This window comes from Alcanivorax sp. (assembly GCF_040118815.1).
GTDB lineage: Bacteria > Pseudomonadota > Gammaproteobacteria > Pseudomonadales > Alcanivoracaceae > Alcanivorax.
This window is the reverse complement of record NZ_JBEDTC010000011.1, coordinates 180242-202444: the sequence shown is the minus strand read 5'-3', so window position 1 is coordinate 202444 and position 22203 is coordinate 180242. Positions and strand designations below refer to the sequence as shown.

Below are 22203 nucleotides of genomic sequence, written 5' to 3'. Positions count from 1 at the left end.
AGACGACGCGACTCTCACAAACCCTGAGACGATTGATACCACAGACATTAGCCATTAGTCGCGTTGACCGCATAGTCAAAAAGACCAAACATAGGGCAACATTGGTAATGTCCAGTTGGCCACCGGTCAACGCTGACGACAACAGCGTAAACAATGACAAAAGGCAACCCATGAGCGCAATCATTTTGCTCCTGCTGGGGCTAGGTGGCATGGCCGCCGGCTACTTCGTCTACTCCCGTTTTATTGCATCGCGCATCTATAAACTGGATCCAAATTTCCGCACCCCTGCCCACGAATATGAAGACGGCGTGGATTTCGTGCCCACCAACCGGTATGTGCTATGGGGTCACCACTTTACTTCCGTGGCCGGCGCAGCCCCTATCGTCGGCCCTGCCATTGCCGTTATCTGGGGCTGGCTACCTGCTTTCCTCTGGGTCGTATTTGGCACAATTTTCTTTGCCGGGGTGCATGACAGTGGCGCCCTGTGGGCCAGTGTCCGCAACCGGGCAAAATCAGTCGGCGCACTCACCGGCGAGGTGGTCGGCCGCCGCGCTCGCACCGTCTTCATGATTGTCATTTTCCTGGTGCTACTGATGGTGAACGCCGTGTTTGGCGTGGTGATCGCCAAGCTGCTGATCAATAACCCCGGCGCGGTCGTCCCGGTGTGGGGCGCCATCGCCGTGGCATTGGTGATCGGCCAGCTAATATACCGCCGGATGATCGGCCTTGGGCTGGTCTCTGTCATCGGCGTTGCTGCCCTGTATAGCTTGATTTACGTGGGCCCCATGGTTCCCGTTACGCTGCCCGATCAGGTTATGGGCCTGTCGGCCAGTGCCAGCTGGATTTTACTGCTGTTTGCGTATGCGGCCGTGGCATCGCTGCTACCTGTCTGGATGCTTCTGCAACCTCGCGACTACATCAACGGTCTGCAGTTGTTCGTCGGCCTGATCCTGCTTTATGGCGCTGTGCTGCTGGGCAATCCCCAGGTTGTCGCGCCGATGATCAACAGTGACGTTCCTTCCGGCACGCCCTCGTTACTGCCGCTGCTGTTCGTAACCATCGCTTGCGGTGCCATCTCCGGCTTTCATGGCCTAGTCGCATCCGGCACCAGCTCCAAACAGCTGGACAAGGAAACGGATGCTCGCTTCGTGGGATATTTTGGCGCCGTGGGTGAAGGCGCGTTGGCACTGGCGGCCATCATTGCCGCCACGGCTGGCTTTGCCACCCTCGCTGACTGGCAGGCAGTCTATACGGCGTTTGGTCAAGGCAGCCTGACCGCCTTCGTGGATGGTGGCGCCAATATTCTTGCCAATGGCATGGGAATGGACGTTGGCGTTGCAGCCACACTGCTCACCGTCATGGCGGCGCTGTTTGCCGGCACCACCATGGACACCGGCCTGCGATTGCAGCGCTATATTTTCCAGGAATGGGGTGAAATTTATCAGCAAAAATGGATGACTCGCCCCCTGCCGGCCACACTGCTGGCGGTGGTCAGCTGTCTGCTGCTTGCATTCGGGGCAGGCGGCGCCGATGGCGCTGGCGGCCTGTTGATCTGGCCGCTGTTCGGCACCACTAATCAGCTGTTGGCCGGGCTAACCCTACTGGTGATCACCATCATGCTGGTGAAACGTGGCCGCCCGGCTATTTACACCCTGGCACCGCTGGTTTTCCTGTTGGTGATGACCCTTTTTGCCCTGCTGATCCAGCTTAAGAGCTTCTACGAGAAGGAAGACTGGTTCCTGCTGGGACTGGACCTTGTCGTGCTGGTTGCTGCTCTACTGGTCACACTGGAATGCACCTCCGCCCTGAAACGCGCCTTCAAGGCGCCGCCGGAGCCCAATTAATGGCAGAGCGAGGACAATCAACGCCAAGACAATGGTTCAAGCGCATGGGTGAATTGGGGGCGCAGTATTACAACGCGCCCTATCGCGCCGCCATAGCTCGAGCCAAACGTGACGAGGAAGACCTGTTTATGCTGCTGGTGTTCTCAGAAATGATGGGCGTGCCAAACCCGGCCGCCTGGAATACCCTGGAGCTACAACCGCTGCTAATGGACCGCTTTCATGACTGGCACACCCGCATGGGTATGGAGCGCTCACCGCTGGATCACTTTCGCTGCTGCTAATGACAGACACCCCTGTACAACATCACCTTGATCTGGATGCCCTGCTCGCCTCCCGCACTCTGCTCATGGTGGGTGGCAAGGGCGGCGTGGGCAAAACCACCACCGCCTCCGCACTGGCCGTCCGCGCCGCCTCGCAAGGTCGTAAGGTGCTGCTGGTCTCCACCGACCCGGCCCACAGTCTGGCTGACGCCTTTAATCACCCCATCGGCAACCGCCCCACCTGCCTGGCACCCAGTCTGACCGCACTGGAGCTGGACCCGGATGACGAGGTCGACGCTTACCTGGATCGGGTTAGCGCCCAGATGCGCCGGTTTGCCACCCCGGATCAGTTCCGGGAACTGGATAAGCAACTGCGCCTCAGTCGTCAATCCCCCGGCGCGCAGGAAGCGGCCTTGCTGGAACGCATCTCCCGGTTAATTGATGTGGACAGCCGCGACTATGACTTATTGATCTTTGACACCGCCCCCACCGGCCACACCCTGAGATTGTTAAGCCTGCCAGAAGTCATGGCGGCCTGGACCCAGGGTCTGCTGCGCCATAGCGATAAAGCCCGCAAGCTGGGACAGGTGCTGGGCCATCTGACACCGGACAAGAGCGTCGACAGCCCCTTGCAGGACCCCACCGAGCACGCCACCGCCGGCCTGGACCCGCGCAGCCAGGAGGTGGCGGATACCTTGATGGCCCGCCAGCGTTTATTCCACCGCGCACGCCGCAAACTGTCCGATGCCACCAATACCGCCTTTGTTTTTGTACTGACCCCCGAACGACTGCCCATTCTGGAAACTCAGCGCGCCGTTGCCTCACTCACAGAACATGGCATCCCCGTGGCCGGCGCCGTGGTTAACCGGGTACTACCGGATGCCGCAGACAGCGCTTTTTTCGCTGCCCGCCACGCGCGCCAGCAACGTCATATGGAAGAACTGGCACACGCCTTGGGCGCGCTGCCTCGCAAGGACTTGCCACTACAGGAAGATGACATTCAAGGACTGGAGGCAATTCGGGCATTTGCTGGATTGCTTGGCAATGCGGATCGCTGAGCCACACGCGACACGCTTGTAGCGTGCTGCGTGCACCACATTGATCTGAATACCAGCGTTTGATCGTAGTGACTCGGCCCGGCGGGTAAAAACCGGGACTTGGTAAGCCCCACCAAGGATTGAAACGCGGAAGTGAGACGGGGCTGTTTCACCCCTTATCGCGCCTCGGTATAGATCATCCTTCACCTGCTCCCGGTGGCAGTCAGAAGGATACCGGGTAAGCCGGAGAGTCGGCCTCCGGGCCGCTTTCTTATGCCTACCGGACAGCGAGTAATGACCACAGCAAGCAATGTTATCCAGATTGACCCTGGCGCTTTCGCCGATCACTAGGATCATAGCCAAGGCCCACTAATGACGCGAGACACTATGCTTGCTGTTAAGGGATGCCATGAATCACCACAGGAACGCCAAGATCTCGACCCACGTAAAGCTCTATGAGCTAGAGCAAGCCTATGATGACGTGGTTAGGTGCGGCCCTATGCTGCGCTGGTGCTGGGAGTGGCTGGAATGAGAGCCGGAGTGGATTACAGAACGGTTTTAAAGGTGGTGTGATGACAGCCAATTCAACGTGAGAGGCAACCAGCTCACCCTAATCAATTAATGACGCGGGACTGACACCAATCATATGCCTCAGAAAACCCTTCCAAGCTGAATGAGATAACTTCAGGTATTTTGTACTCGCCGGGACCTGCAATTTCAAATCTGATTACGCTGGCGTCATTAAGAGTTTCAACATCAAGTCCGGGTATAAACAGATTATTGGCGTTCGAGTCTGCATCGGTCAGCAGGGCTTTTTCAATCGCCGGGCGGCCATCAATTCGCATCAATGTTTTTTGATACCGGTAGCATTCTCCATCTTCGTCAGGGCAAATGGTCCCGTCAAAATAGAATGGATAGCCAGGCATACCAATTTGCACCACAGAGTAGCCACAACTCAGATTTAGGAAAACATCAACATATAGGTCGCTTTTACGAATATATAGTGGTGGTTCGCTTGGCGTCATAATCATTTCATGGATTGCATCCGTCATTAGGTCTTTGTCAGACACCGCTCGCCAGTCCTCGAACGTAATTTGATCTCTCGAACTTGCCTCACTTGCAACGAAGGTCAAAAATATCAACGTAAAATAGTAAACTGCGCGCATATCCCCTCCCTTTAATTTTCCGCATCGTAACGTCTTTGATCGACAGCGTTCAAATTCGCTATTGGAGCACAGGCACTATGCGGTAACGAGAGAGCCGTTGCGGATGTAAGCCGTGACGGCTTTTTTTGTGTGGGAGATTGGCTGGCACCTGTCTTTCTTTTATATTCGGGGATGCTTTCCAAGAAAGGGCTTAACCATGAGAAGAAAAGAAGAGTCCAAGCAACCCAATGAGCAAGAAGTGCCGGAAATAACTGGGTATGAGCGAGATCTACCCGTATCCATATATCAGAATGATGATACCGGCCACTTCACGCGAAAAGAGCGCTACCAACAATATCTCCAATCACCCGAATGGGCCCAGGTTAGAGATGACATCTTTGTCCGGGATCAAGGCATTTGCCTAGATTGTGGCAATCCAGCGGAGCAAATCCACCATCGGAGCTATCCTGAGGTAATGGGAGATGAGAACTACGACGACCTTGTTTCCCTATGTGGCTCATGCCACAGATATCGCCATGAAATTGGTTATTAACTCAAGGGTTATAAGTATCGGTGAAAACCTACTGCTGTGACGAACTTATGGAGCCTATGAGGCTTTGGATAAGTCCAAGCATGGGCAAGGCAAGGTCATTAGACAAAAAAAGCGCTCACAATTGAGCGCTTTTTAAATGTTGGGCTTTATGTTGGGTATATCGCAACATGGCTGATAACCCATTGACCGCACAACGAATTTGGCGGAGGGGGTGGGATTTGAACCCACGGACGGTCTCCCGTCGCCGGTTTTCAAGACCGGTGCATTCGGCCACTCTGCCACCCCTCCAAGGTGGCAGCAATAATACATGAGCAATAAGGCCAGTCAACGTCGAAGCCACAATAGCATGCACGACTGGTTGAGTTTTGATCGCTCAGACACATTCCCCCACTCAATCGGAATAACGGCGAAAGATGCGCTGTTTGGCACGCTCGTATTGCGCCTGACTGATAATTCGCTCAGTCACCAACCGGCGATGCTCTGCCATTTCTGCCGCCAGCCGCTCTTTCCTGTCGGGTAAAAGGTCCCAGGCCCGTTCACCCCGCAGCTGCAACGCGCTAATCACCTTGCCAAGGCGCTTGCTGTCACTGCGCTGCTCAAACAAGTCAAACATCACCACCCGGCCATTGCGGGTATAGAACAGCAAGCGTCGAGATGAGCCTCGCAGGCAGATGCCACCGCCCAACAACGCAACCCCCAGCGCCGCCAGGGCGGGAACGGGCTGTCCCACCACAAAAAACAGCCCGGCAACGGTCAACGCCAACAGCGCGACACTCAAGGACCGCCAGGCAATTTCTCGATAGTGACTTGGGGAACCTGCCAAAAACGCCAGATTAATAATCCGTGTCACCTCGCGCCGGCCACGCTGTTCCGCCCATTCCAGGTAGCGCCCATTGAACAGGATGATCCGACGATGTCGCCCCAGCAGCCGGTTCTTCTGTTCAAAAATCAACTCATGGCGACGCGACGCCAACCCTGGCACCTGCAGCAAATCTTCGTACAGCGAATGCCGGCCCTGTACTGCTGCCAGCTCAATCTGCTCACTATCTGTGCCAGCCAGCGATAATGCACCCATAAGACCCCCTTGGTTCAAATTTAGGCATTCTTGGTACGAAAATAGTATTACTTTGGCGCATCGCCATCCCACGATAAGCGTCACAAAAGTGCACATCCGCGGTCGCAAGCTAGCCACAGAGGATGACAAGCCACTATGTCATGGCGAAAAGCCGGTTTAACGCTTGATTTTGAGGCCCTCGCCCTTATGATCACAGGAACAATTCGCAATAATGAGTGAACGCATGAATAACCCGACGAACCCCTATACCGCCCCCCACCAGCACGGCGCTGCCGTTACTGGGGAGCGCGCGGCCCAGGTACTGAAAAACACCTACATGCTGCTGGGGCTGTCACTTGTTGTGGCCACCGGCGCGTCTTGGTTTGCCATGGCCAGCAATATCGGTTTTATCAACATCTGGCTGACCTTAGGCGTCTACATTGGCCTGCTATTTGCCACCAACGCTCTACGTAATAGTGCTTGGGGTATCCTCGCGGTCTTCGGCCTCACCGGCTGGCTGGGCTTCACCACCGGTCCCATTATCAACATGTATGCCCAAATGCCTGGCGGCATGGAAATTGTGACCACCGCTCTGGCAGGCACTGCCGGTATCTTTGTGGCCATGTCGGCCATCTCGTTGGTGACCCGCAAAGACTTCAGCTTCCTTACCAACTTCATCATGATCGGCATCCTGGTGGCATTTGGGGCAAGCATCGCCAATATCTTCTTCGCCATTCCGGCCCTGAGCCTGGCGGTGTCTGGCGCCTTTGTGCTGCTGTCTTCCCTGCTGATCATGTGGCAGACCAGCGCCATCATTCACGGCGGTGAAACCAACTACATCATGGCGACCGTGACCCTGTTCGTGTCCATCTACAATCTGTTCATGTCCCTGCTGCACCTGTTGACCGCACTCAGCGGCAACGATTGATGCGTTTCTCGCTTCTGGTCAATGCGGCGGCAGATTCTGCCGCCGCATTGACCGCCCTCCACACAGCCCAAGCCCTCCTCAAAAACCCTGATCACCAACTCCATTGCTTGTTTCTTTACCGGGATGCCGTGCATCTGGCGAACCGTCATGCCTGGACCGGTGATGGCAACCAGTCCAGCGCCGCCCAGCAGTGGCAGCACTGGCTTGCCCAGCATGACGTGAATGCGGTGGTCTGTGTGGGCGCCGCCCAGCGCCGGGGTATCGTCGCCACAGAAGCAGCCAGCACGCTGGCGGAAGGTTTCTCTCTGGCAGGACTGGGGCAATGGGCAGAGGCGCTCATCAACAGCGACCGGGTGATTCAGTTTGGCTAATCATACTCTCTACATCGCCACCGGGAGCCAACCGCTTTCCAGCCAATTCCAGGAAATGCTGGACATGTTGCTCACTGGTGCGGCGTTCGGGCAAGCTACGACGCTGTGGCTAACCCCCTCCGCCCTCGACACCTTACGCCTTTGCCCCAACGAGACCCTGATGCAGCTTGCTGATTTCGGTGTCCGTTGCGTCACGCAAAGCACGGAAAGAGTGGACAACCCCGCGCCAGCCGCAGACTGCCACGTCGTCGCCACCCCGCTCGGGCCTGATGAGCTGTTATCATTGCGCACCCAATGCGATCAAATACTGGTGTTCTGAATGTTGCACCTGCTTGGCTTTTCCCCTGACGATAACAATACACAGCAGCGCTTTGCCGCGCTCTATGCCCCAGGCGACATTTGTGTCTTTACCGATGCAGGCCTGTTACTTGCATCGCACCTGACACTGAAAGGAGACGGGTACTTGCTCGCGCATACCTCACTGGTATTGCCTGACAGCACCCTCCCGGTAATCGACCACGCTGAACTACTGACACTGGTCGCCGAGCACGGCCCGTGCACCAGCTGGTATTGAATCGACGCCTTCATGCATCACGCTTCACCAGCACGCCTTAAGCCCTATATGAGATGGAATCATGACTGAACACGCTTTTGCGCCATTCGTTCGCACCTTGGGCCGCGGTAAGCGGGCCCGCCGCAGCCTTACCCGCGAGGAAGCCTGCGATGCCATGCAATCCATTCTTGAAGGCAAAGTGGAAGATATTCAGCTTGGCGCCTTTCTTATGCTGTTACGGGTAAAAGAGGAAACCCCGGAGGAGCTGGCGGGCTTTCTGGATGCCTGCCGGCCTGTCTGCCACGACGCGCTTGCACAACTGCCAGACGTGCAACTGGACTGGCCCAGCTATGCGGGCAAGAAGAAACACCATCCCTGGTACTTGTTGGCCTCGGTGTTACTGGCAGGCCATGGCATCCGCACTTTTCTCCATGGTGGCCCGGCACACACACCCAATCGGGTGTATACCGATCAGCTTCTACCGCAACTGGGCCTGCCCGTTGCACAAACAGTCGCCCAGGCAAATACACACCTTGAGGCGCACGGGCTGGCCTATCTACCGCTAGAACAATTCTGCCCACCGCTGGCACGGATGCTCACGTTGCGCTATTTCCTGGGTTTGCGCTCGCCGATCAACACTCTGGCCCGCAGCCTCAATCCCGCCCAAGCGCCACTCTCCATGCAGAGCGTGTTCCACCCGGCTTACATCGAATTGCATCAAGGGGCCGCCACACTAGCCGGCGATCGGGACCTGCTGCTATTCAAGGGCGAAGGCGGCGAACTGGAAATCCGGCCAGATGCTCGCACGCAAATCCAGGGCATCCGTCACGGCGAGGCACTGCAAAGCGCGGTGATTGATAGCGCCATGCCCCGGCAAACCCCACCCGGCGACCCCAGCGCAGACACAGTGTTAAAGGTATGGCGCGGCGAAGCCCGTGATGAATACGGTGAACAAGCGGTTATTCATACCGTGGCCGTGGCCCTGTGGGGGCTCGACAAGGCAGACTCACTGGAAAGTGCGCGCAAAAACGCCGCAGCACTGTGGAAAAATCGCGACAAGGCAAGGCTTTAAGGTCCGCTGTCGGATTACGTCTTTCAGGCTCTCTGTGCCCTTGGGTAAATCTGACCTACAAAACCGTGTTCTGTAGTCGGTCGGGTTAGGCGTAGCCGTAACCCGACCTAGATCTTTTCAGGGTTTGAACCAACCAAACCTGGGATGCAAGCTGACCACGCTGCCAACGATAATCAGTGTGGGCGCGTGGATTTCCCGGCCTTCGATATCGTCCGGCAGCTGATCCAGCGATCCGGTAATGACTTCCTGCAGATTGGTCGTGCCCCGTGACACCAACGCAATCGGTGTATCACCCGCACGGCCATGGGCTATCAACTGGCTGCAGATTTCCCGCAATCCCACCAGCCCCATGTAGAACACCACGGTTTCGTGTTCACCAACCAGATGCTCCCAATCCAGATCCACCGAGCCATCCTTGCGATGCCCGGTCACAAACCGCACGGATTGCGCGTGATCGCGGTGCGTCAGCGGAATCCCGGCATAGGAAGCACAACCACTGGCGGCGGTAATACCCGGCACCACCTGAAAGTCGATCCCTTCTGCCACGATCAAATCAATTTCCTCGCCACCACGGCCGAAAATAAACGGGTCCCCGCCTTTCAGTCGGCACACCTTCTTGCCTTGCTTGGCGTAATGGACCAGCAATTCATTGATGTTGTCCTGGGGCAGCGCGTGTTTATCGCGGGCCTTGCCCACGTACACCAGTTCCGCGTCCCGGCGGGCCAGATCCACGATGCCCTTGCCTACCAGTCGGTCGTACAGCACCACGTCGGCTTTCTGCAGCAGGCGTAGCGCCCGGAACGTCAGCAAGTCTGGGTCACCGGGGCCTGCCCCTACCAAATACACTTCACCCCGGCTCAGGGTCGCCGCATCGGCGGACTCAATGGCGGCGGCCAGCATGGCCTCGGCTTCACTGTCTTTACCGGCCAGTACCTTTTCTACCACCGGGCTATCCAGTGTCTGCTCCCAGAACAGACGACGTGCGCCGATGTTATCGAGCTTGTCTTTAAGGGGCTGACGGAAACGGGCCATCAGGTCTGCCAGGCGCCCCCAGCGAGCAGGCAAGGACGATTCCAGCTGGGCGCGTAGCTTACGCGCCAGCACTGGAGAAGCACCGGAGGAGCTGATACTGATCAGCACCGGGGAACGATCCACGATGGCGGGAAAAATGAAATCGCCCAGGGATGGGTCATCCACCACATTCACCGGCAAGCCGCGTTGCTGCGCCTGGCTGGCAATCCCGGCATTGGTGTTGCGATCATCCGTGGCACAAATGACCAGCGCCACCCCGTCCAGATCCGCGCTCGCAAACGCACGATCCACACAGGCGCCACCACTTTGCACCACAATATCGCGCAACTCATCGCACACTTTCGGAGCAACCACATTGACCACTGCACCCGATCGGTGCAGAAGACGCCCTTTACGCAGCGCCACTTCGCCGCCGCCGGCCAATAGAGCTACCTTGCCCTGCAAGCGCCAGCTGATCGGTAAAAACTCCATGCTTGCTCCCAGTAAATGCCGGATGCCGGATGCAGGCGGCTAACGCAAACGGCAGGAACCCTGCATTACTACAGGCTTGCCGACATCTGCGCCAGAACAGCCTTACTTCAGGCGTTCCAGGCCTCTCATGTAGGGGCGTAATGCCTCGGGCACGGTCACGGAACCATCCTCGTTTTGATAGTTCTCCAGAATGGCCACCAGCGTACGCCCTACTGCCAGGGCAGACCCATTCAAAGTGTGTACCAATTCTGGCTTGCCGGTTTCCGGATTGCGCCAGCGAGCCTGCATGCGACGTGACTGGTAGTCCTGGAAGTTGGAGCAGGACGAGATTTCCCGGTAGCACTGCTGGCTCGGGAGCCAGACTTCGATGTCATAGGTTTTAGACGAGGAAAAGCCCAGATCCCCACCACACAGGATCACTACCCGGTAAGGCAAATCCAGTTTCTGCAAAACGGCTTCGGCATGCCCGGTGAGCGCCTCAAGCGCGGCATCGGATTCCTCCGGACGTACCATCTGCACCAGCTCGACCTTTTCAAACTGATGCTGGCGGATCATGCCACGAGTGTCACGGCCGTGACTGCCTGCCTCGGAACGGAAGCATGGCGTATGGCAGGTGTAACGGCGCGGCATGGTATCCGCGTCCAGGATCTCGTCGGCGGCCAAATTGGTGACTGGCACTTCCGCGGTGGGGATCAAATACAGCTCGCGCTCCCCTTCCATCTTGAAAAGGTCTTCCGCGAATTTAGGCAGTTGGCCGGTGCCGCGCAGCGCTTCAGGCCCCACCAGGAAGGGCACATACACTTCCTGATAGCCGTGCTCATCGCTGTGCATATCCAGCATGAAATCGATCAGCGCTCGGTGCATGCGCGCCAACCCGCCGCTCATTACCGCAAAGCGTGCGCCAGAAAGTTTGGCCGCGCGCTCAAAGTCCAGCCCGCCATCCAGCGCCTCACCGACATCCACGTGATCTTTGGGCTCAAACGGCAGCGTTTTCGGTGTGCCCCACTGGCGCACTTCCACATTGTCTTCTTCGTCGTTGCCCGCCGGCACCGCGTCTTGCGGCACATTGGGAATGCCCATCAGAAAGTCACGAATGTCTTCCTGAATCGCCTTGGCGCTAGCCACTTCCCGATCCAGTTCTGCATCAATGGTTTGCAGGGTGTCAGCTACCTGTGCCTTCGCGTCTTCTACCGCCATGCCGGACTTGATCAGTTCGCCCACCTGCTTGGAGGCTTTCTTGCGATCGGCCTGCAACTCCTGGGAACGGATGTCTGCTTGCTTGCGCTTGGCATCCAGGGACGCAAACGCTTCAAGATCCAAGGTGTAACCGCGTTTGCTCAGCGCCGTTTTGATCGCTTCACCGTCCTGCCGCAGGGCACGAATATCCAGCATGTTTCTTTTACTCCAAAATCAGAAAAGGCTGAGTTGAAAGTGTAAAGTTCAAAGTTGAAACGCGAACCAAGGCTTCACAATTGGCACTGTTTTCACTGCGCGTAACCCACGCTATGAAGGCCCTAAGCGCGAACACGGGCGCTTCTGTTTAGCTCCATGTTTTCCCGCGTTTCAACTTTGAACTTTAAACTTCCAACCTCCCCACATTATTCAAAAATCAGTCGTCCCAGTGCCAATCCCGCTATACCCAGCAGCAAGCAGACCGACACCGACGCCATCGCATAACCGGCGGCCAGCGAAAAGGCTTTGGCTTCCACCATCCGCACCAACTCAAACGAAAAGGTGGAAAAGGTAGTCAGGGCACCGAGCGTGCCGGTCATCAATGCCAACCGCCATACATCTCCCACCGGCAAGCTGGCCAGCATGATCGCCAGCAGGCCGAACAGAAAGCTGCCCACCAGATTCACACCGAATGTGGCCCAGGGCCAGGCAGGCATGGTTGGCACCCCAACCCACAGGGTGGTGCCAAAACGCAGACACGCGCCGATAGCTCCGCCGCAGGCCACCGCAATCCACGGCAGCATGCCTCCTTCAGTGATCGCTGATAGCGACATTATTTCCCCTTCCCGTAACGGGTCCAGTCGCTGCTGGCGTTCAGCCCACGCAAACGGGCCAACTTTTCCCCTACCTTGATTTCAAGCCCGCGATTTACCGGCTCATAAAGCCGGGTATGTTGCAGGCTCACCGGAAAGTAATTCTCCCCGGCCACAAAGGCCTCGGGAAAATCATGGGCATAATGATACTCGGCACCAAAGCCTTCGTCTTTCATAAGCTGGGTTGGCGCATTGCGCAAATGCAATGGCACTTCATCGGTAGGCTGCTGGCGAACCAGAGCGCACGCCTGATTATAGGCGTTGTAGACGGCATTGCTTTTCGGCGCAACGGCCAAGTAGGCAATGGCTTGGGCGATGGCCAACTCTCCTTCCGGGCTCCCCAGTCGCTCCTGCACATCCCAAGCCTGCAGGCACAGGGTCAATGCCCGCGGGTCCGCATTACCGATATCTTCACTGGCCATGCGAACCACGCGGCGGGCAATGTACAGCGGGTCACACCCACCGTCCAGCATGCGCGCAAACCAGTACAGGGCGGCATCCGGGTCGGAGCCACGCACGGATTTATGCATGGCACTGATCTGGTCGTAGAACAGGTCGCCGCCCTTGTCGAAACGACGTACTGCATCGCGCAGTACCTCGCGCATCAGCTCCGCATCGATTTGCGGTGTCTCCATGTCGGCAAGGTCCGCCGCCACTTCGAGCATATTCAATAACCGCCGGGCATCGCCGTCGGCGTAGTTGAGCAGCAGCTCCTGCGCCTCGGCATCCAACTGCATGCCGTTAAGACTCGGATCCTGCAGAGCTCGCTCCAGCAAACCGGTCAGGTCATCCGGGGCCAGCGCCCGCAACCGGTACACCCGGGCCCGCGACAACAGCGCGTTGTTTAGCTCGAACGAAGGGTTTTCGGTGGTGGCGCCAATAAAGGTGATGGTGCCTTCTTCAACATGAGGAAGAAACGCATCTTGCTGGGCCTTGTTGAAGCGGTGCACCTCGTCCACAAACAGGACAGTGCGGCGCCCCTGCCCCAGCCGAATCTGGGCCTGCTCAACCGCAGCGCGGATATCTTTTACACCTGACAGCACAGCAGATAGCGTAATGAACGCGGCATCCACGGTTTGCGCCATGATCAACGCCAGGGTGGTTTTGCCGGTACCCGGCGGGCCCCACAGAATCATGGAATGCAGCTGGCCTCGATCCAGGGCTTGGCGCAGCGGCTTGCCCTCGCCAACCAGGTGCTGCTGGCCCACATAGTCATCGAGCTGGGAGGGTCGCAGGCGCGCCGCCAGTGGCTGTGCCTGCTGGGCGGCATCGGCGGCAAAAAGATCGCTCATGGAAAACGCCTACTGGTAACCGGGCAGCGGCCGGGAGAGCCGGCCGTTACCCTCTATTACTGTTGTTGCTGAATGACATCTGTGCCTTCAGGCGGCTCGAAGTGGAACAGGTCGCTGTCGATGCCCCCGTTCAGGCTCAGGCTTTTGAAGTCGATCACCGTCTGCTGGCCCAGCGCGTCCTGCAGGCGCATGGACGCAGGCTCATCACCCTTGAAGGTGACATCCAGCTGATCGAACAGCGGGTCCTGGCCTTTCGGCGTGAGCCGGTAAGTGACTTCAGCACCCTGATTGTCTCGCTCGGAAATGCTGAACGCCTTGGCCACATCCGCAGGCTTGCCACCAAACAACAGAGCCGGTGTCTGGCCCAAATCCTGGCTCAATGGGCGCACTACCACCTGCTCCAGGTCCTTATCATAGACCCAGACGGTTTTACCGTCAGAGGCCGCCATCTGCTCGTAGGGAGATTCAGTGAGCCAGTAAAACTGGTTCCCGCGGGCCACCTGAAAACGACCCGTGGCTTCTTGCATGTGCGTGCCGCCCTGATCCAGCACCACCTGCTCAAACTCTCCTTTCATGGATTTGAGTGTCTGCAAGCGGTCCAGCAGATCATCCGTGGCGCCCGCCCATGCAGTAGACGCAAACAGCACAGCAGGCACCAACGTCAGGCTCAACAGCAACTTCTTCATTCAATCTCCTTATTTGACCGGCGGCGGCGCGATCACTTCGCGCTGGCCATTGTTACCGGCCTCAGTGACTACCCCTGCCATTTCCATAGCTTCCACCAGGCGGGCGGCGCGGTTGTAGCCAATTTTCAGTTTTCGTTGCACGGACGAAATGGACGCCCGTCGGGATTCGGTGACGATCGCTACCGCTTCATCGTAGAGCGGATCGTTTTCATCATCACCGCCGCCAGCCCCTTCCATGCCGGGCATCGGCGCGCTGAGGTCGCTCCCACCATCGAGAATTTCTTCCAGATAGTTTGGCTCGCCGCGTTTACGCCAATCGTCACAAACCCGGTGCACCTCTTCATCTGAGACAAAGGCGCCGTGAACACGTTCCGGAACACTGGTGCCGCCGGGCAAATAAAGCATGTCACCATGGCCCAGCAGCTGTTCAGCCCCGCCCTGATCAAGCACCGTGCGGGAATCGATTTTGGACGACACCTGAAAACCAATACGCGACGGCACGTTGGCCTTGATCAGGCCGGTAATCACATCCACGGACGGACGCTGGGTGGCTAGAATCAGGTGGATACCCGCGGCTCGCGCTTTCTGGGCGATCCGGGCGATCAGCTCTTCCACCTTCTTGCCCACGATCATCATCATGTCGGCAAATTCATCAATGACGATCACAATATAAGGTAGATGCTCAGCCAGCGGCGCCTCTTCCTCCAGGTTCATGGGATCGTCCGGCTTCCACAGAGGGTCCTTAAGGGGCTCACCTTTCTTCTTGGCGTCCTCTACTTTGCGGTTGTAGCCGGAAATGTTACGCACCCCCATGGAGGCCATCAGCCGGTAGCGGCGCTCCATTTCCCCGACCCCCCAGCGCAGCGCACCGGCCGCTTCCTTCATGTCGGTGACCACCGGGGTGAGCAGGTGCGGAATGCCATCGTAAACCGCCAGTTCCAGCATCTTGGGGTCAATCAAAATCAGGCGAACGTCATCCGGGCTGGACTTGAACAGCATGGACAACAGCATGGCGTTCACCCCCACGGATTTACCGGAACCGGTGGTGCCGGCCACCAGCAAGTGGGGCATTTTTGCCAAGTCAGCCATTACCGGGCCACCGGAAATATCCTTGCCCAGGGCCATGGTCAGGGGCGACGGTGCCTGATCAAACATCTGTGTGCCGACCACTTCGGTAAAGCGGATCATTTCCCGTTGCTCGTTGGGGATTTCGATCCCCACGGTGGTCTTGCCGGGAATCACTTCCACTACCCGCACGCTGATCACCGCCAGCGACCGAGCCAGATCCTTGGCCAGGTTGGTGATTTTAGACACCTTAATACCCGCAGCAGGCTGGATCTCGAAGCGAGTAATTACCGGGCCGGGCTGAACCGCGACCACTTCCGCGTCGATATTGAAATCCTTAAGCTTGATTTCCAGCAGTCGTGACATCCCTTCCAGGGCTTCTTCGGAATAACCGCCCTTGGACTCTTCCACCGCATCCAGCAGGCCCACCGGGGGCAACTCACCGGACACTTCCGTGGTAAACAGTTTCTGCTGCTTCTCCTTCTGAACCCGCACGCTTTTTTCCACCGGCTTGGCAGGTTTGGCGATTTTCGGCGGAGTTCGCGTCTCTGCCTTTTTCTTGGCCTCGGTGATTACCTTGGCGCGCTTTTCATGGGCTTCTTTCTTCTGCCGCTGTTCTTCGCGCTGACGTTTGCGCGCTTGCCACCAGGCTGGCACTTTCTCGATGGCTCCAAGCACCAGCGCCCCCAGCCCTTCGGCCAGCGCGATCCAGGACAGATCGGTAAAGATGGTCACACCGATCAGAAACAACGCCACCATCATCAAGGTGCCACCCAGCGGGTTGAACCCCGCCAGGGAGGCATCGCCGACCTCATGGCCGAGAATACCTCCGGCGCCTTCCGGCAACGCATCGCCCACGGTGAAATGCATGTACGACAGCGCCGTGCCCGCCAACATGGTCAGGATAAAACCCACCAACCGCAGGCTGAACAGCGGCCAGCTTCCCGGCAACCCGGCGTGACGCTCACGCAGCACCTTGCCGGCCCAAAAGCCCAGCAACACCGGAAACAGGTAGGCCATATAGCCAAAAAGGCCCAGCAGTAGATCAGCGCTGAACGCTCCCACACGGCCCATGGCATTGCGCACCGCGTCAACATTGCCCACATAAGACCAGCCAGGATCACGGCTATCGAAACTGATTAACGCCAGCAGCAGGTAAAGGGAAAAGGCGATCAGAGCAATGACCATGCCTTCCACCAAACCGCGTTTGAGATGGCGAGAAAACCCGGACTGTCCTTGCCCGGCAATCGTTTTACTCACGCCTTGCCCCTCAATAAAGTCAAACTATTGGATAAAGAATAGCTGATAACGGATTGAAATTATTGCGATTGTAGTCAATCACAGTGAGGGCGGCCAGCTTTGCCCCACCCGGTATGCCCGGGCGCACGGCATTATCGCACAAAATCGCCGGTTTCTGAGGCTCACACCCGCGGCAGTCGCCTCTCCCTATTGCATTGATAGCCCATGATCAGGCTTCACGACGCCCCTATTTTGCGGTAGTTTTCACTGCCTTGAATGTGCAGGCCTTGCCCCCACAACTGGACTCGCAAGAACGGACGCGGCATAACGTGCCCACCCACCTGCCCACCCTATATATTTACTGGAGTAACACATGAGCGACCTGCAGCACCACCGGCTGATTATTCTGGGTTCCGGCCCGGCGGGTTACACTGCGGCCGTCTACGCCGCCCGTGCCAACCTCAAGCCGGTTGTGATCACCGGTATCCAGCCCGGTGGCCAGCTCACCACCACCACCGAAGTGGATAACTGGCCCGGTGATGTGGAGGGTCTGCAGGGGCCGGACCTAATGGTGCGCATGCAGCAGCACGCCGAACGTTTTGACACGGAAATGGTCTACGACCACATCAACGACGTGGATCTGAGCAGCCGGCCGATCACGCTCAAGGGTGACAATGGCACCTACACCTGTGACGCTCTGATTATCGCCACAGGCGCCACCGCCATGTACCTGGGCCTGGAGTCCGAAGAAGCCTTTATGGGCAAAGGCGTATCTGCCTGTGCCACTTGTGACGGCTTTTTCTACAAGGGCCAGAAAGTGGCAGTCATCGGCGGCGGCAACACCGCCGTGGAAGAAGCGCTGTACCTGTCCCACATTGCCGAACACGTTACCTTGGTGCACCGTCGTGACAGCCTGCGCTCGGAGAAAATTCTCCAGGACAAATTGCTCGCCAAGGACAACATTTCTGTTGAATGGGACCACACCCTGGAAGAAGTATTGGGCGATGACAGTGGCGTCACTGGCATGCGCATCAAGTCCACCAAAGGTGAAGGCAGCAAGGATCTGGATCTGCAAGGGGTCTTCATTGCCATCGGTCACAAGCCGAACACGGATATCTTTACCGGTCAGCTGGACATGAAAGACGGCTACATCAAGATCGCCAGCGGCACCGAAGGCAATGCTACCGCCACCAGTGTTGAGGGTGTATTTGCGGCCGGCGACGTGGCCGACCACATCTACCGTCAGGCCGTAACCTCTGCGGGTGCAGGCTGCATGGCGGCGCTGGATGCCGAGCGCTTCCTGGACAGCCTGAACGACTGATAGACCGGAGGGCAACCACATGGTGCCATGGCTGGAAACTGGGGAGCCTTTCCCCGATACCCGCCTCGCCCTCACCGACCCGGACGGCCTGCTGGCTGCCGGGTCGGATCTTCACCCGCAGACCCTTCTGCGGGCTTATTCCGCTGGCATCTTCCCCTGGTACAACGCAGAAACCCAACCCATCCTGTGGTGGAGCCCGGCGCCCCGCTGTGTGATCTGGCTCGAACAGCTGCATGTCAGCCGCAGCCTGTCCCGGCATCTTCGTCAGGCGGATTTCACCGTCACCTTCGACCGCGACTTTGAAACAGTCATGCGCACCTGCGCCGCCCCGCGCCAAGGCGAACCCGGCACCTGGATCAGTGAGGACGTGATCGAGGCCTATTGCCGACTGCATCAGCTTGGTTACGCTCACAGCGTGGAGATCTGGCAAGACGGCACGCTGGCCGGCGGCCTTTACGGCATTCAACTTGGTCAGATATTTTTCGGCGAATCCATGGCCTCCCCGCAACGCAATGGCTCCAAGGTGGCACTAGTGGCACTGCGTCACTTGGCCCGCGCACTGGATATCCGCTTGCTTGATGCCCAGATCGAGAACCCTCACCTCATGTCGATGGGAGCGCAAATGATCGCTCGCGACACCTTTGAGATCTGCCTTCGGGATTGGATTCCTGCTCAGCCAGCCCCCACACCCTGGCCAGATAGCCAATTTGACTGGGCGACACTGCAAGCCCTGTAAACCGTATGTCAGGCTTTTTAGCACCCCGACGCTAGGCTACACTGGCAGCATGACCGACTTGTCCACGCTGCGCTTTTTCCGCACCCCCGCCCATAGCTGCAGCTACCTGGAAGACCGCCAGGCCTCCACCTTGTTTGTGGACCCCCAGGCACAGCTGTCACCGGAGCTCTATAGCGAATTGAGCCTGCTGGGGTTTCGCCGCAGCGGCGATTATCTGTATCGCCCCCACTGCGACAGCTGCAATGCCTGCATCCCCGCCCGGGTCCGCGTGGACGACTTCCGGCCCCGTCGCCGCCATCGTCGCATCCTCAAGAACAACGTCGACCTGGTCGTGAACCGGGAACCGGCCCGTTTCAGTCGAGAGCTGTACACGCTTTATGCCGCCTACATCAATGATCGCCATGGCGATGGCGACATGTACCCGCCTTCGGAGGAACAGTTCACCAATTTTCTGACCTGCGAATGGGCCGACACCCATTTCTACGGGTTTCGCCTGAAGGGCAAGCTGGTCGCCGTGGCCGTCACCGACCAGCTTGGTGATGGCCTCTCTGCGGTGTACACCTTCTTTGACCCCACGTTGCCCGAACGCAGCCTGGGCGTCATGGCGCTGCTATGGCAGATCGAACAGTGCCAGCGATTGCAGCTTCCCTACCTGTATCTGGGCTACTGGATTCGCCAATGCCAGAAAATGAACTACAAAAGTCAGTACCAGCCACTGGAAATTCTCGCCAGTGGCAGCTGGAAAGAGCACGTCGAACCCAGTGATTCCGGGGCTTAAGCCTCCGCCCCCACCCTTTTTCCAACTTCTTTTGCAGCCAAGGCTCTTTTCCTGCACAATTGCGCGTCGCTAATAGCCGGTAACCCAAGGTATTTGTTGGATGGCGAAAGAAGAGCAAATCGAACTCGAAGGTGTCATCGTTGATACCCTGCCCAACACGATGTTTCGTGTGAAGCTGGACAACGGTCATGTAATTACGGCCCATATCTCCGGGAAGATGCGTAAGTTCTATATCCGCATCCTCACAGGGGATCGTGTAAAAGTGGAAATGTCTCCCTATGACCTCACCAAGGGACGCATCACTTTCCGGATGAAATAACCCGGAACGGCTCCGGCCGAATACACCAACAAAAAAACCCGGCATTGCCGGGTTTTTTTGTTGTCTTTGCGTTGATGAAACAGCAGAGCATCTTCCGCAAAAGAAAGACGCACCGCTGTCTTTGGTTTACGCGGGTTCCGCTGTGGCCGCTTCCACGGAAAGCACCAAGTCCCCGTCTTTCTCGGTAATATTGACCTGCCCACCGGCACTGGCCAACTCCCCAAACAGCAGTTTCTCCGCCAACGGTTTCTTGATTTTCTCCTGAAGCAGACGCGCCATGGGGCGTGCCCCCATATCCTTGTCGTAACCCTTCTCGGCCAACCAGGTGCGGGCGGCGTCATCCACGTTCAGCACCACGCCGCGCTCATCAAGCTGGGCCTGCAGTTCCACAAGGAACTTGTCGACCACACCCAGAATGACCTTGCTGGTCAATGGCAGGAACTGGATGGTGCCATCCAGACGGTTGCGGAATTCCGGCGTGAATACCTTCTTGAGCATTTCCATGCCATCGGTGCTGTTGTCCTGCTCGGTAAAGCCGATAGAACGCTTGTTCAGCACCTCCGCACCCGCATTGGTGGTCATGATCAGAATCACGTTACGGAAGTCCGCCTTGCGACCGTTGTTGTCGGTCAGCGTGGCATTGTCCATCACCTGCAGCAGGATATTGAACACTTCCGGGTGGGCCTTCTCAATTTCATCCAGCAACAGCACACAGTGCGGCGTCTTGGTGATTGCCTCAGTGAGCAAGCCACCCTGATCAAAGCCCACATAACCGGGAGGTGCGCCAATTAGGCGGCTCACGGTATGCCGCTCCATGTACTCGGACATATCAAAACGCACCAGCTCGACACCCAGCGCACGGGCCAGCTGACGGCTCACTTCGGTTTTACCTACCCCGGTGGGGCCGGCAAACATGAAGCTGCCGATGGGTTTGTGCTCGCCTTTGAGGCCAGCGCGAGACAACTTGATGGCCGCAGAGATGGTGTCGATGGCCTCATCCTGGCCAAACACAGTCATCTTCAGATCGCGCTCCAGATTACGCAGCAACTCCTTGTCGGAGGATGACACCTGCTTGGGAGGAATTCGGGCGATCTTGGCCACCATATCCTCCACATCGGTTTCCTCGATGGTGTGCTTGCGCAGGTCTTCCGGGCGCAGCCGCTGCCAGGCACCCACTTCGTCGATCACATCGATGGCCTTGTCCGGCAGGTAACGGTCATTAATGTACCGGGCACTCAGCTCGGCCGCCGCTTTCAGGGCCGCATCCGTGTAACTCACATCGTGGTGGGCCTCAAAACGGCTTTTCAGCCCCTTGAGGATGCCCACCGTGTCTTCCACGGACGGCTCAACCACATCGATTTTCTGGAAACGGCGCGACAAAGCCCGATCCTTCTCGAACACGCCCCGGTATTCCTGGAACGTGGTCGAGCCCATGCATTTAAGCTCACCGGATGCCAGCAACGGCTTGAGCAGATTGGAGGCATCCATGACACCGCCGGAGGCCGCTCCGGCCCCGATGATGGTGTGAATTTCATCGATAAAGAGGATCGAGTTAGGCTCTTTCTTCAGTTCCGCCAGCAGGGTTTTCAGGCGTTTTTCGAAATCGCCACGGTACTTGGTACCAGCCAGCAGCGCGCCCAGATCCAGCGAATAGACCACCGCGTCCTGCAAGGGTTCTGGTACTTGCTTTTCCACGATCATCCGCGCCAAGCCCTCGGCAATGGCGGTTTTGCCGACACCGGGCTCACCCACCAGCAAAGGGTTGTTCTTGCGGCGACGACAGAGAATCTGCGCCGCCCGCTCAATCTCAAACGCGCGGCCCACCAGCGGGTCAATGCGGTCCTCGCGAGCCATCTCGTTCAGGTTGGTGGCGTAGTTGTCCAGCGCGCTGGCTGGCGCACCTTCTGCTCCCGCCTCCATTTCCTGCTCGGTCTCAATGGAAGGCGCGTCGTCTTCAATCTGGGAAATACCGTGGGCAATGAAGTTGACGATATCCAGGCGATGAATGTCCTGACAGTTAAGGAAATAAACCGCCTGACTCTCCTGTTCGTTAAAGATGGCCACCAGCACGTTCGCCCCGCTGACCTCTTTCTTGCCCGAGGACTGCACACTGAACACAGCACGCTGCAATACCCGCTGAAAGCCTAGTGTCGGCTGGGTATCGCGCTCCGGATCCGTGTCTGGCAAGAGCGGGGTTGAGTCCTCGATAAATTGGGATAACGCATCACGCAATTCATCCAGGTCTGCGGCACAGGCACGCAGGACCTCGACGGCCGCCTCGTTATCCAGCAGCGCCAGCAGCAAATGCTCCACGGTCATAAACTCATGACGGTGGCCACGTGCGTGGCGAAACGCTTCGTTAAGCGTCATTTCCAGTTCTTTGCTGAGCATAAGGCTACCTC

22 protein-coding genes and 1 tRNA gene are annotated in these 22203 nt (G+C 57.7%); 13 read left to right on the top strand and 10 right to left on the bottom strand.

Annotated features, from left to right (window positions below; translation table 11 throughout):
- The first annotated feature begins 170 nt into the window (after positions 1-170).
- The 3 genes from ABNH18_RS08310 to ABNH18_RS08300 are packed head-to-tail and all read left to right on the top strand — an operon-like array spanning position 171 to position 3162.
- Positions 171-1844: a carbon starvation CstA family protein gene (locus ABNH18_RS08310; protein ID WP_349382371.1), complete on the top strand. Its 1674-nt coding sequence runs from the start codon at positions 171-173 to the stop codon at positions 1842-1844.
- A gap of 44 nt (positions 1845-1888) precedes the next feature.
- Positions 1889-2125, top strand: a complete 237-nt coding sequence (locus ABNH18_RS08305) for a cory-CC-star protein (protein ID WP_349382435.1) — start codon at positions 1889-1891, stop codon at positions 2123-2125.
- Positions 2125-3162, top strand: a complete 1038-nt coding sequence (locus ABNH18_RS08300; RefSeq protein WP_349382370.1) for an ArsA family ATPase — start codon at positions 2125-2127, stop codon at positions 3160-3162. Before ABNH18_RS08305 ends, ABNH18_RS08300 begins: the two co-directional genes overlap by 1 nt.
- 593 nt (positions 3163-3755) lie before the next feature.
- Here the strand turns inward: ABNH18_RS08300 and ABNH18_RS08295 are convergent.
- Positions 3756-4307, bottom strand: a complete 552-nt coding sequence (locus tag ABNH18_RS08295) for a hypothetical protein (RefSeq protein ID WP_349382369.1) — start codon at positions 4305-4307, stop codon at positions 3756-3758.
- 112 nt (positions 4308-4419) lie between these two features.
- Here ABNH18_RS08295 and ABNH18_RS08290 point away from each other — a divergent pair, with 112 nt between their 5' ends.
- A complete protein-coding gene (locus ABNH18_RS08290; protein WP_349382368.1) occupies positions 4420-4839 on the top strand; it encodes an HNH endonuclease in 420 nt (139 codons plus the stop codon).
- Positions 4840-5039: 200 nt separating this feature from the next.
- Here the strand turns inward: ABNH18_RS08290 and ABNH18_RS08285 are convergent.
- Together ABNH18_RS08285 and ABNH18_RS08280 are read right to left on the bottom strand one after the other, a co-directional pair.
- Positions 5040-5127 (bottom strand) — tRNA-Ser (locus ABNH18_RS08285).
- 103 nt (positions 5128-5230) lie between these two features.
- A complete protein-coding gene (locus ABNH18_RS08280) occupies positions 5231-5914 on the bottom strand; it encodes a hypothetical protein (protein ID WP_349382367.1) in 684 nt (227 codons plus the stop codon).
- A gap of 223 nt (positions 5915-6137) precedes the next feature.
- Between ABNH18_RS08280 and ABNH18_RS08275 the strand changes: the two genes are divergently transcribed.
- The 5 genes from ABNH18_RS08275 (at position 6138) to ABNH18_RS08255 (ending at position 8817) form a co-directional block, all read left to right on the top strand.
- Complete coding sequence (locus tag ABNH18_RS08275) at positions 6138-6821, top strand: Bax inhibitor-1/YccA family protein (protein WP_349382366.1); 684 nt, start codon at positions 6138-6140, stop codon at positions 6819-6821.
- Positions 6821-7192: a sulfurtransferase complex subunit TusD gene (gene tusD / locus ABNH18_RS08270; protein WP_349382365.1), complete on the top strand. Its 372-nt coding sequence runs from the start codon at positions 6821-6823 to the stop codon at positions 7190-7192. The genes ABNH18_RS08275 and tusD overlap by 1 nt, the downstream gene beginning before the upstream one ends.
- Complete coding sequence (locus ABNH18_RS08265; protein WP_349382364.1) at positions 7185-7511, top strand: hypothetical protein; 327 nt, start codon at positions 7185-7187, stop codon at positions 7509-7511. The genes tusD and ABNH18_RS08265 overlap by 8 nt, the downstream gene beginning before the upstream one ends.
- Complete coding sequence (locus ABNH18_RS08260) at positions 7512-7766, top strand: hypothetical protein (protein ID WP_349382363.1); 255 nt, start codon at positions 7512-7514, stop codon at positions 7764-7766.
- Between the two features lie 61 nt (positions 7767-7827).
- A complete protein-coding gene (locus tag ABNH18_RS08255; protein ID WP_349382362.1) occupies positions 7828-8817 on the top strand; it encodes a glycosyl transferase family protein in 990 nt (329 codons plus the stop codon).
- A gap of 117 nt (positions 8818-8934) precedes the next feature.
- Here ABNH18_RS08255 and cysG read toward each other — a convergent pair whose 3' ends face one another.
- The 6 genes from cysG to ABNH18_RS08225 form a co-directional block, all read right to left on the bottom strand.
- Positions 8935-10320 carry a siroheme synthase CysG gene (gene cysG, locus ABNH18_RS08250; protein ID WP_349382361.1) on the bottom strand — a complete coding sequence of 462 codons (1386 nt, stop codon included), beginning with the start codon at positions 10318-10320 and terminating at the stop codon, positions 8935-8937.
- Positions 10321-10422: 102 nt separating this feature from the next.
- Positions 10423-11712, bottom strand: coding sequence for a serine--tRNA ligase (serS, locus tag ABNH18_RS08245; protein ID WP_349382360.1), 1290 nt, complete (start codon positions 11710-11712; stop codon positions 10423-10425).
- 206 nt (positions 11713-11918) lie between these two features.
- Entirely contained in the window at positions 11919-12326 is a 408-nt protein-coding gene (locus ABNH18_RS08240) for a fluoride efflux transporter FluC (protein ID WP_349382359.1), read from the bottom strand.
- A complete protein-coding gene (locus ABNH18_RS08235) occupies positions 12326-13657 on the bottom strand; it encodes a replication-associated recombination protein A (protein ID WP_349382358.1) in 1332 nt (443 codons plus the stop codon). Before ABNH18_RS08235 ends, ABNH18_RS08240 begins: the two co-directional genes overlap by 1 nt.
- Before the next feature lie 56 nt (positions 13658-13713).
- Positions 13714-14343 (bottom strand): outer membrane lipoprotein periplasmic chaperone LolA, encoded by a 630-nt coding sequence (gene lolA / locus ABNH18_RS08230; RefSeq protein WP_349382357.1) that lies wholly within the window; start codon positions 14341-14343, stop codon positions 13714-13716.
- Between the two features lie 9 nt (positions 14344-14352).
- Positions 14353-16668, bottom strand: a complete 2316-nt coding sequence (locus ABNH18_RS08225) for a DNA translocase FtsK (RefSeq protein ID WP_349382356.1) — start codon at positions 16666-16668, stop codon at positions 14353-14355.
- A gap of 352 nt (positions 16669-17020) precedes the next feature.
- Between ABNH18_RS08225 and trxB the strand changes: the two genes are divergently transcribed.
- The 4 genes from trxB (at position 17021) to infA (ending at position 19801) form a co-directional block, all read left to right on the top strand.
- Positions 17021-17968, top strand: coding sequence for a thioredoxin-disulfide reductase (gene trxB / locus ABNH18_RS08220; RefSeq protein WP_349382355.1), 948 nt, complete (start codon positions 17021-17023; stop codon positions 17966-17968).
- 19 nt (positions 17969-17987) lie between these two features.
- Positions 17988-18704, top strand: a complete 717-nt coding sequence (gene aat, locus ABNH18_RS08215; RefSeq protein WP_349382354.1) for a leucyl/phenylalanyl-tRNA--protein transferase — start codon at positions 17988-17990, stop codon at positions 18702-18704.
- Between the two features lie 49 nt (positions 18705-18753).
- The gene (locus ABNH18_RS08210) at positions 18754-19482 is read left to right on the top strand and encodes an arginyltransferase (protein WP_349382353.1); all 729 of its coding nucleotides are present in this window, start codon (positions 18754-18756) and stop codon (positions 19480-19482) included.
- 100 nt (positions 19483-19582) lie between these two features.
- Positions 19583-19801: a translation initiation factor IF-1 gene (infA, locus tag ABNH18_RS08205; RefSeq protein WP_007149029.1), complete on the top strand. Its 219-nt coding sequence runs from the start codon at positions 19583-19585 to the stop codon at positions 19799-19801.
- 126 nt (positions 19802-19927) lie between these two features.
- Here the strand turns inward: infA and clpA are convergent, their stop codons facing one another.
- Entirely contained in the window at positions 19928-22192 is a 2265-nt protein-coding gene (clpA, locus tag ABNH18_RS08200; RefSeq protein WP_349382352.1) for an ATP-dependent Clp protease ATP-binding subunit ClpA, read from the bottom strand.
- Positions 22193-22203 lie beyond the last annotated feature (11 nt).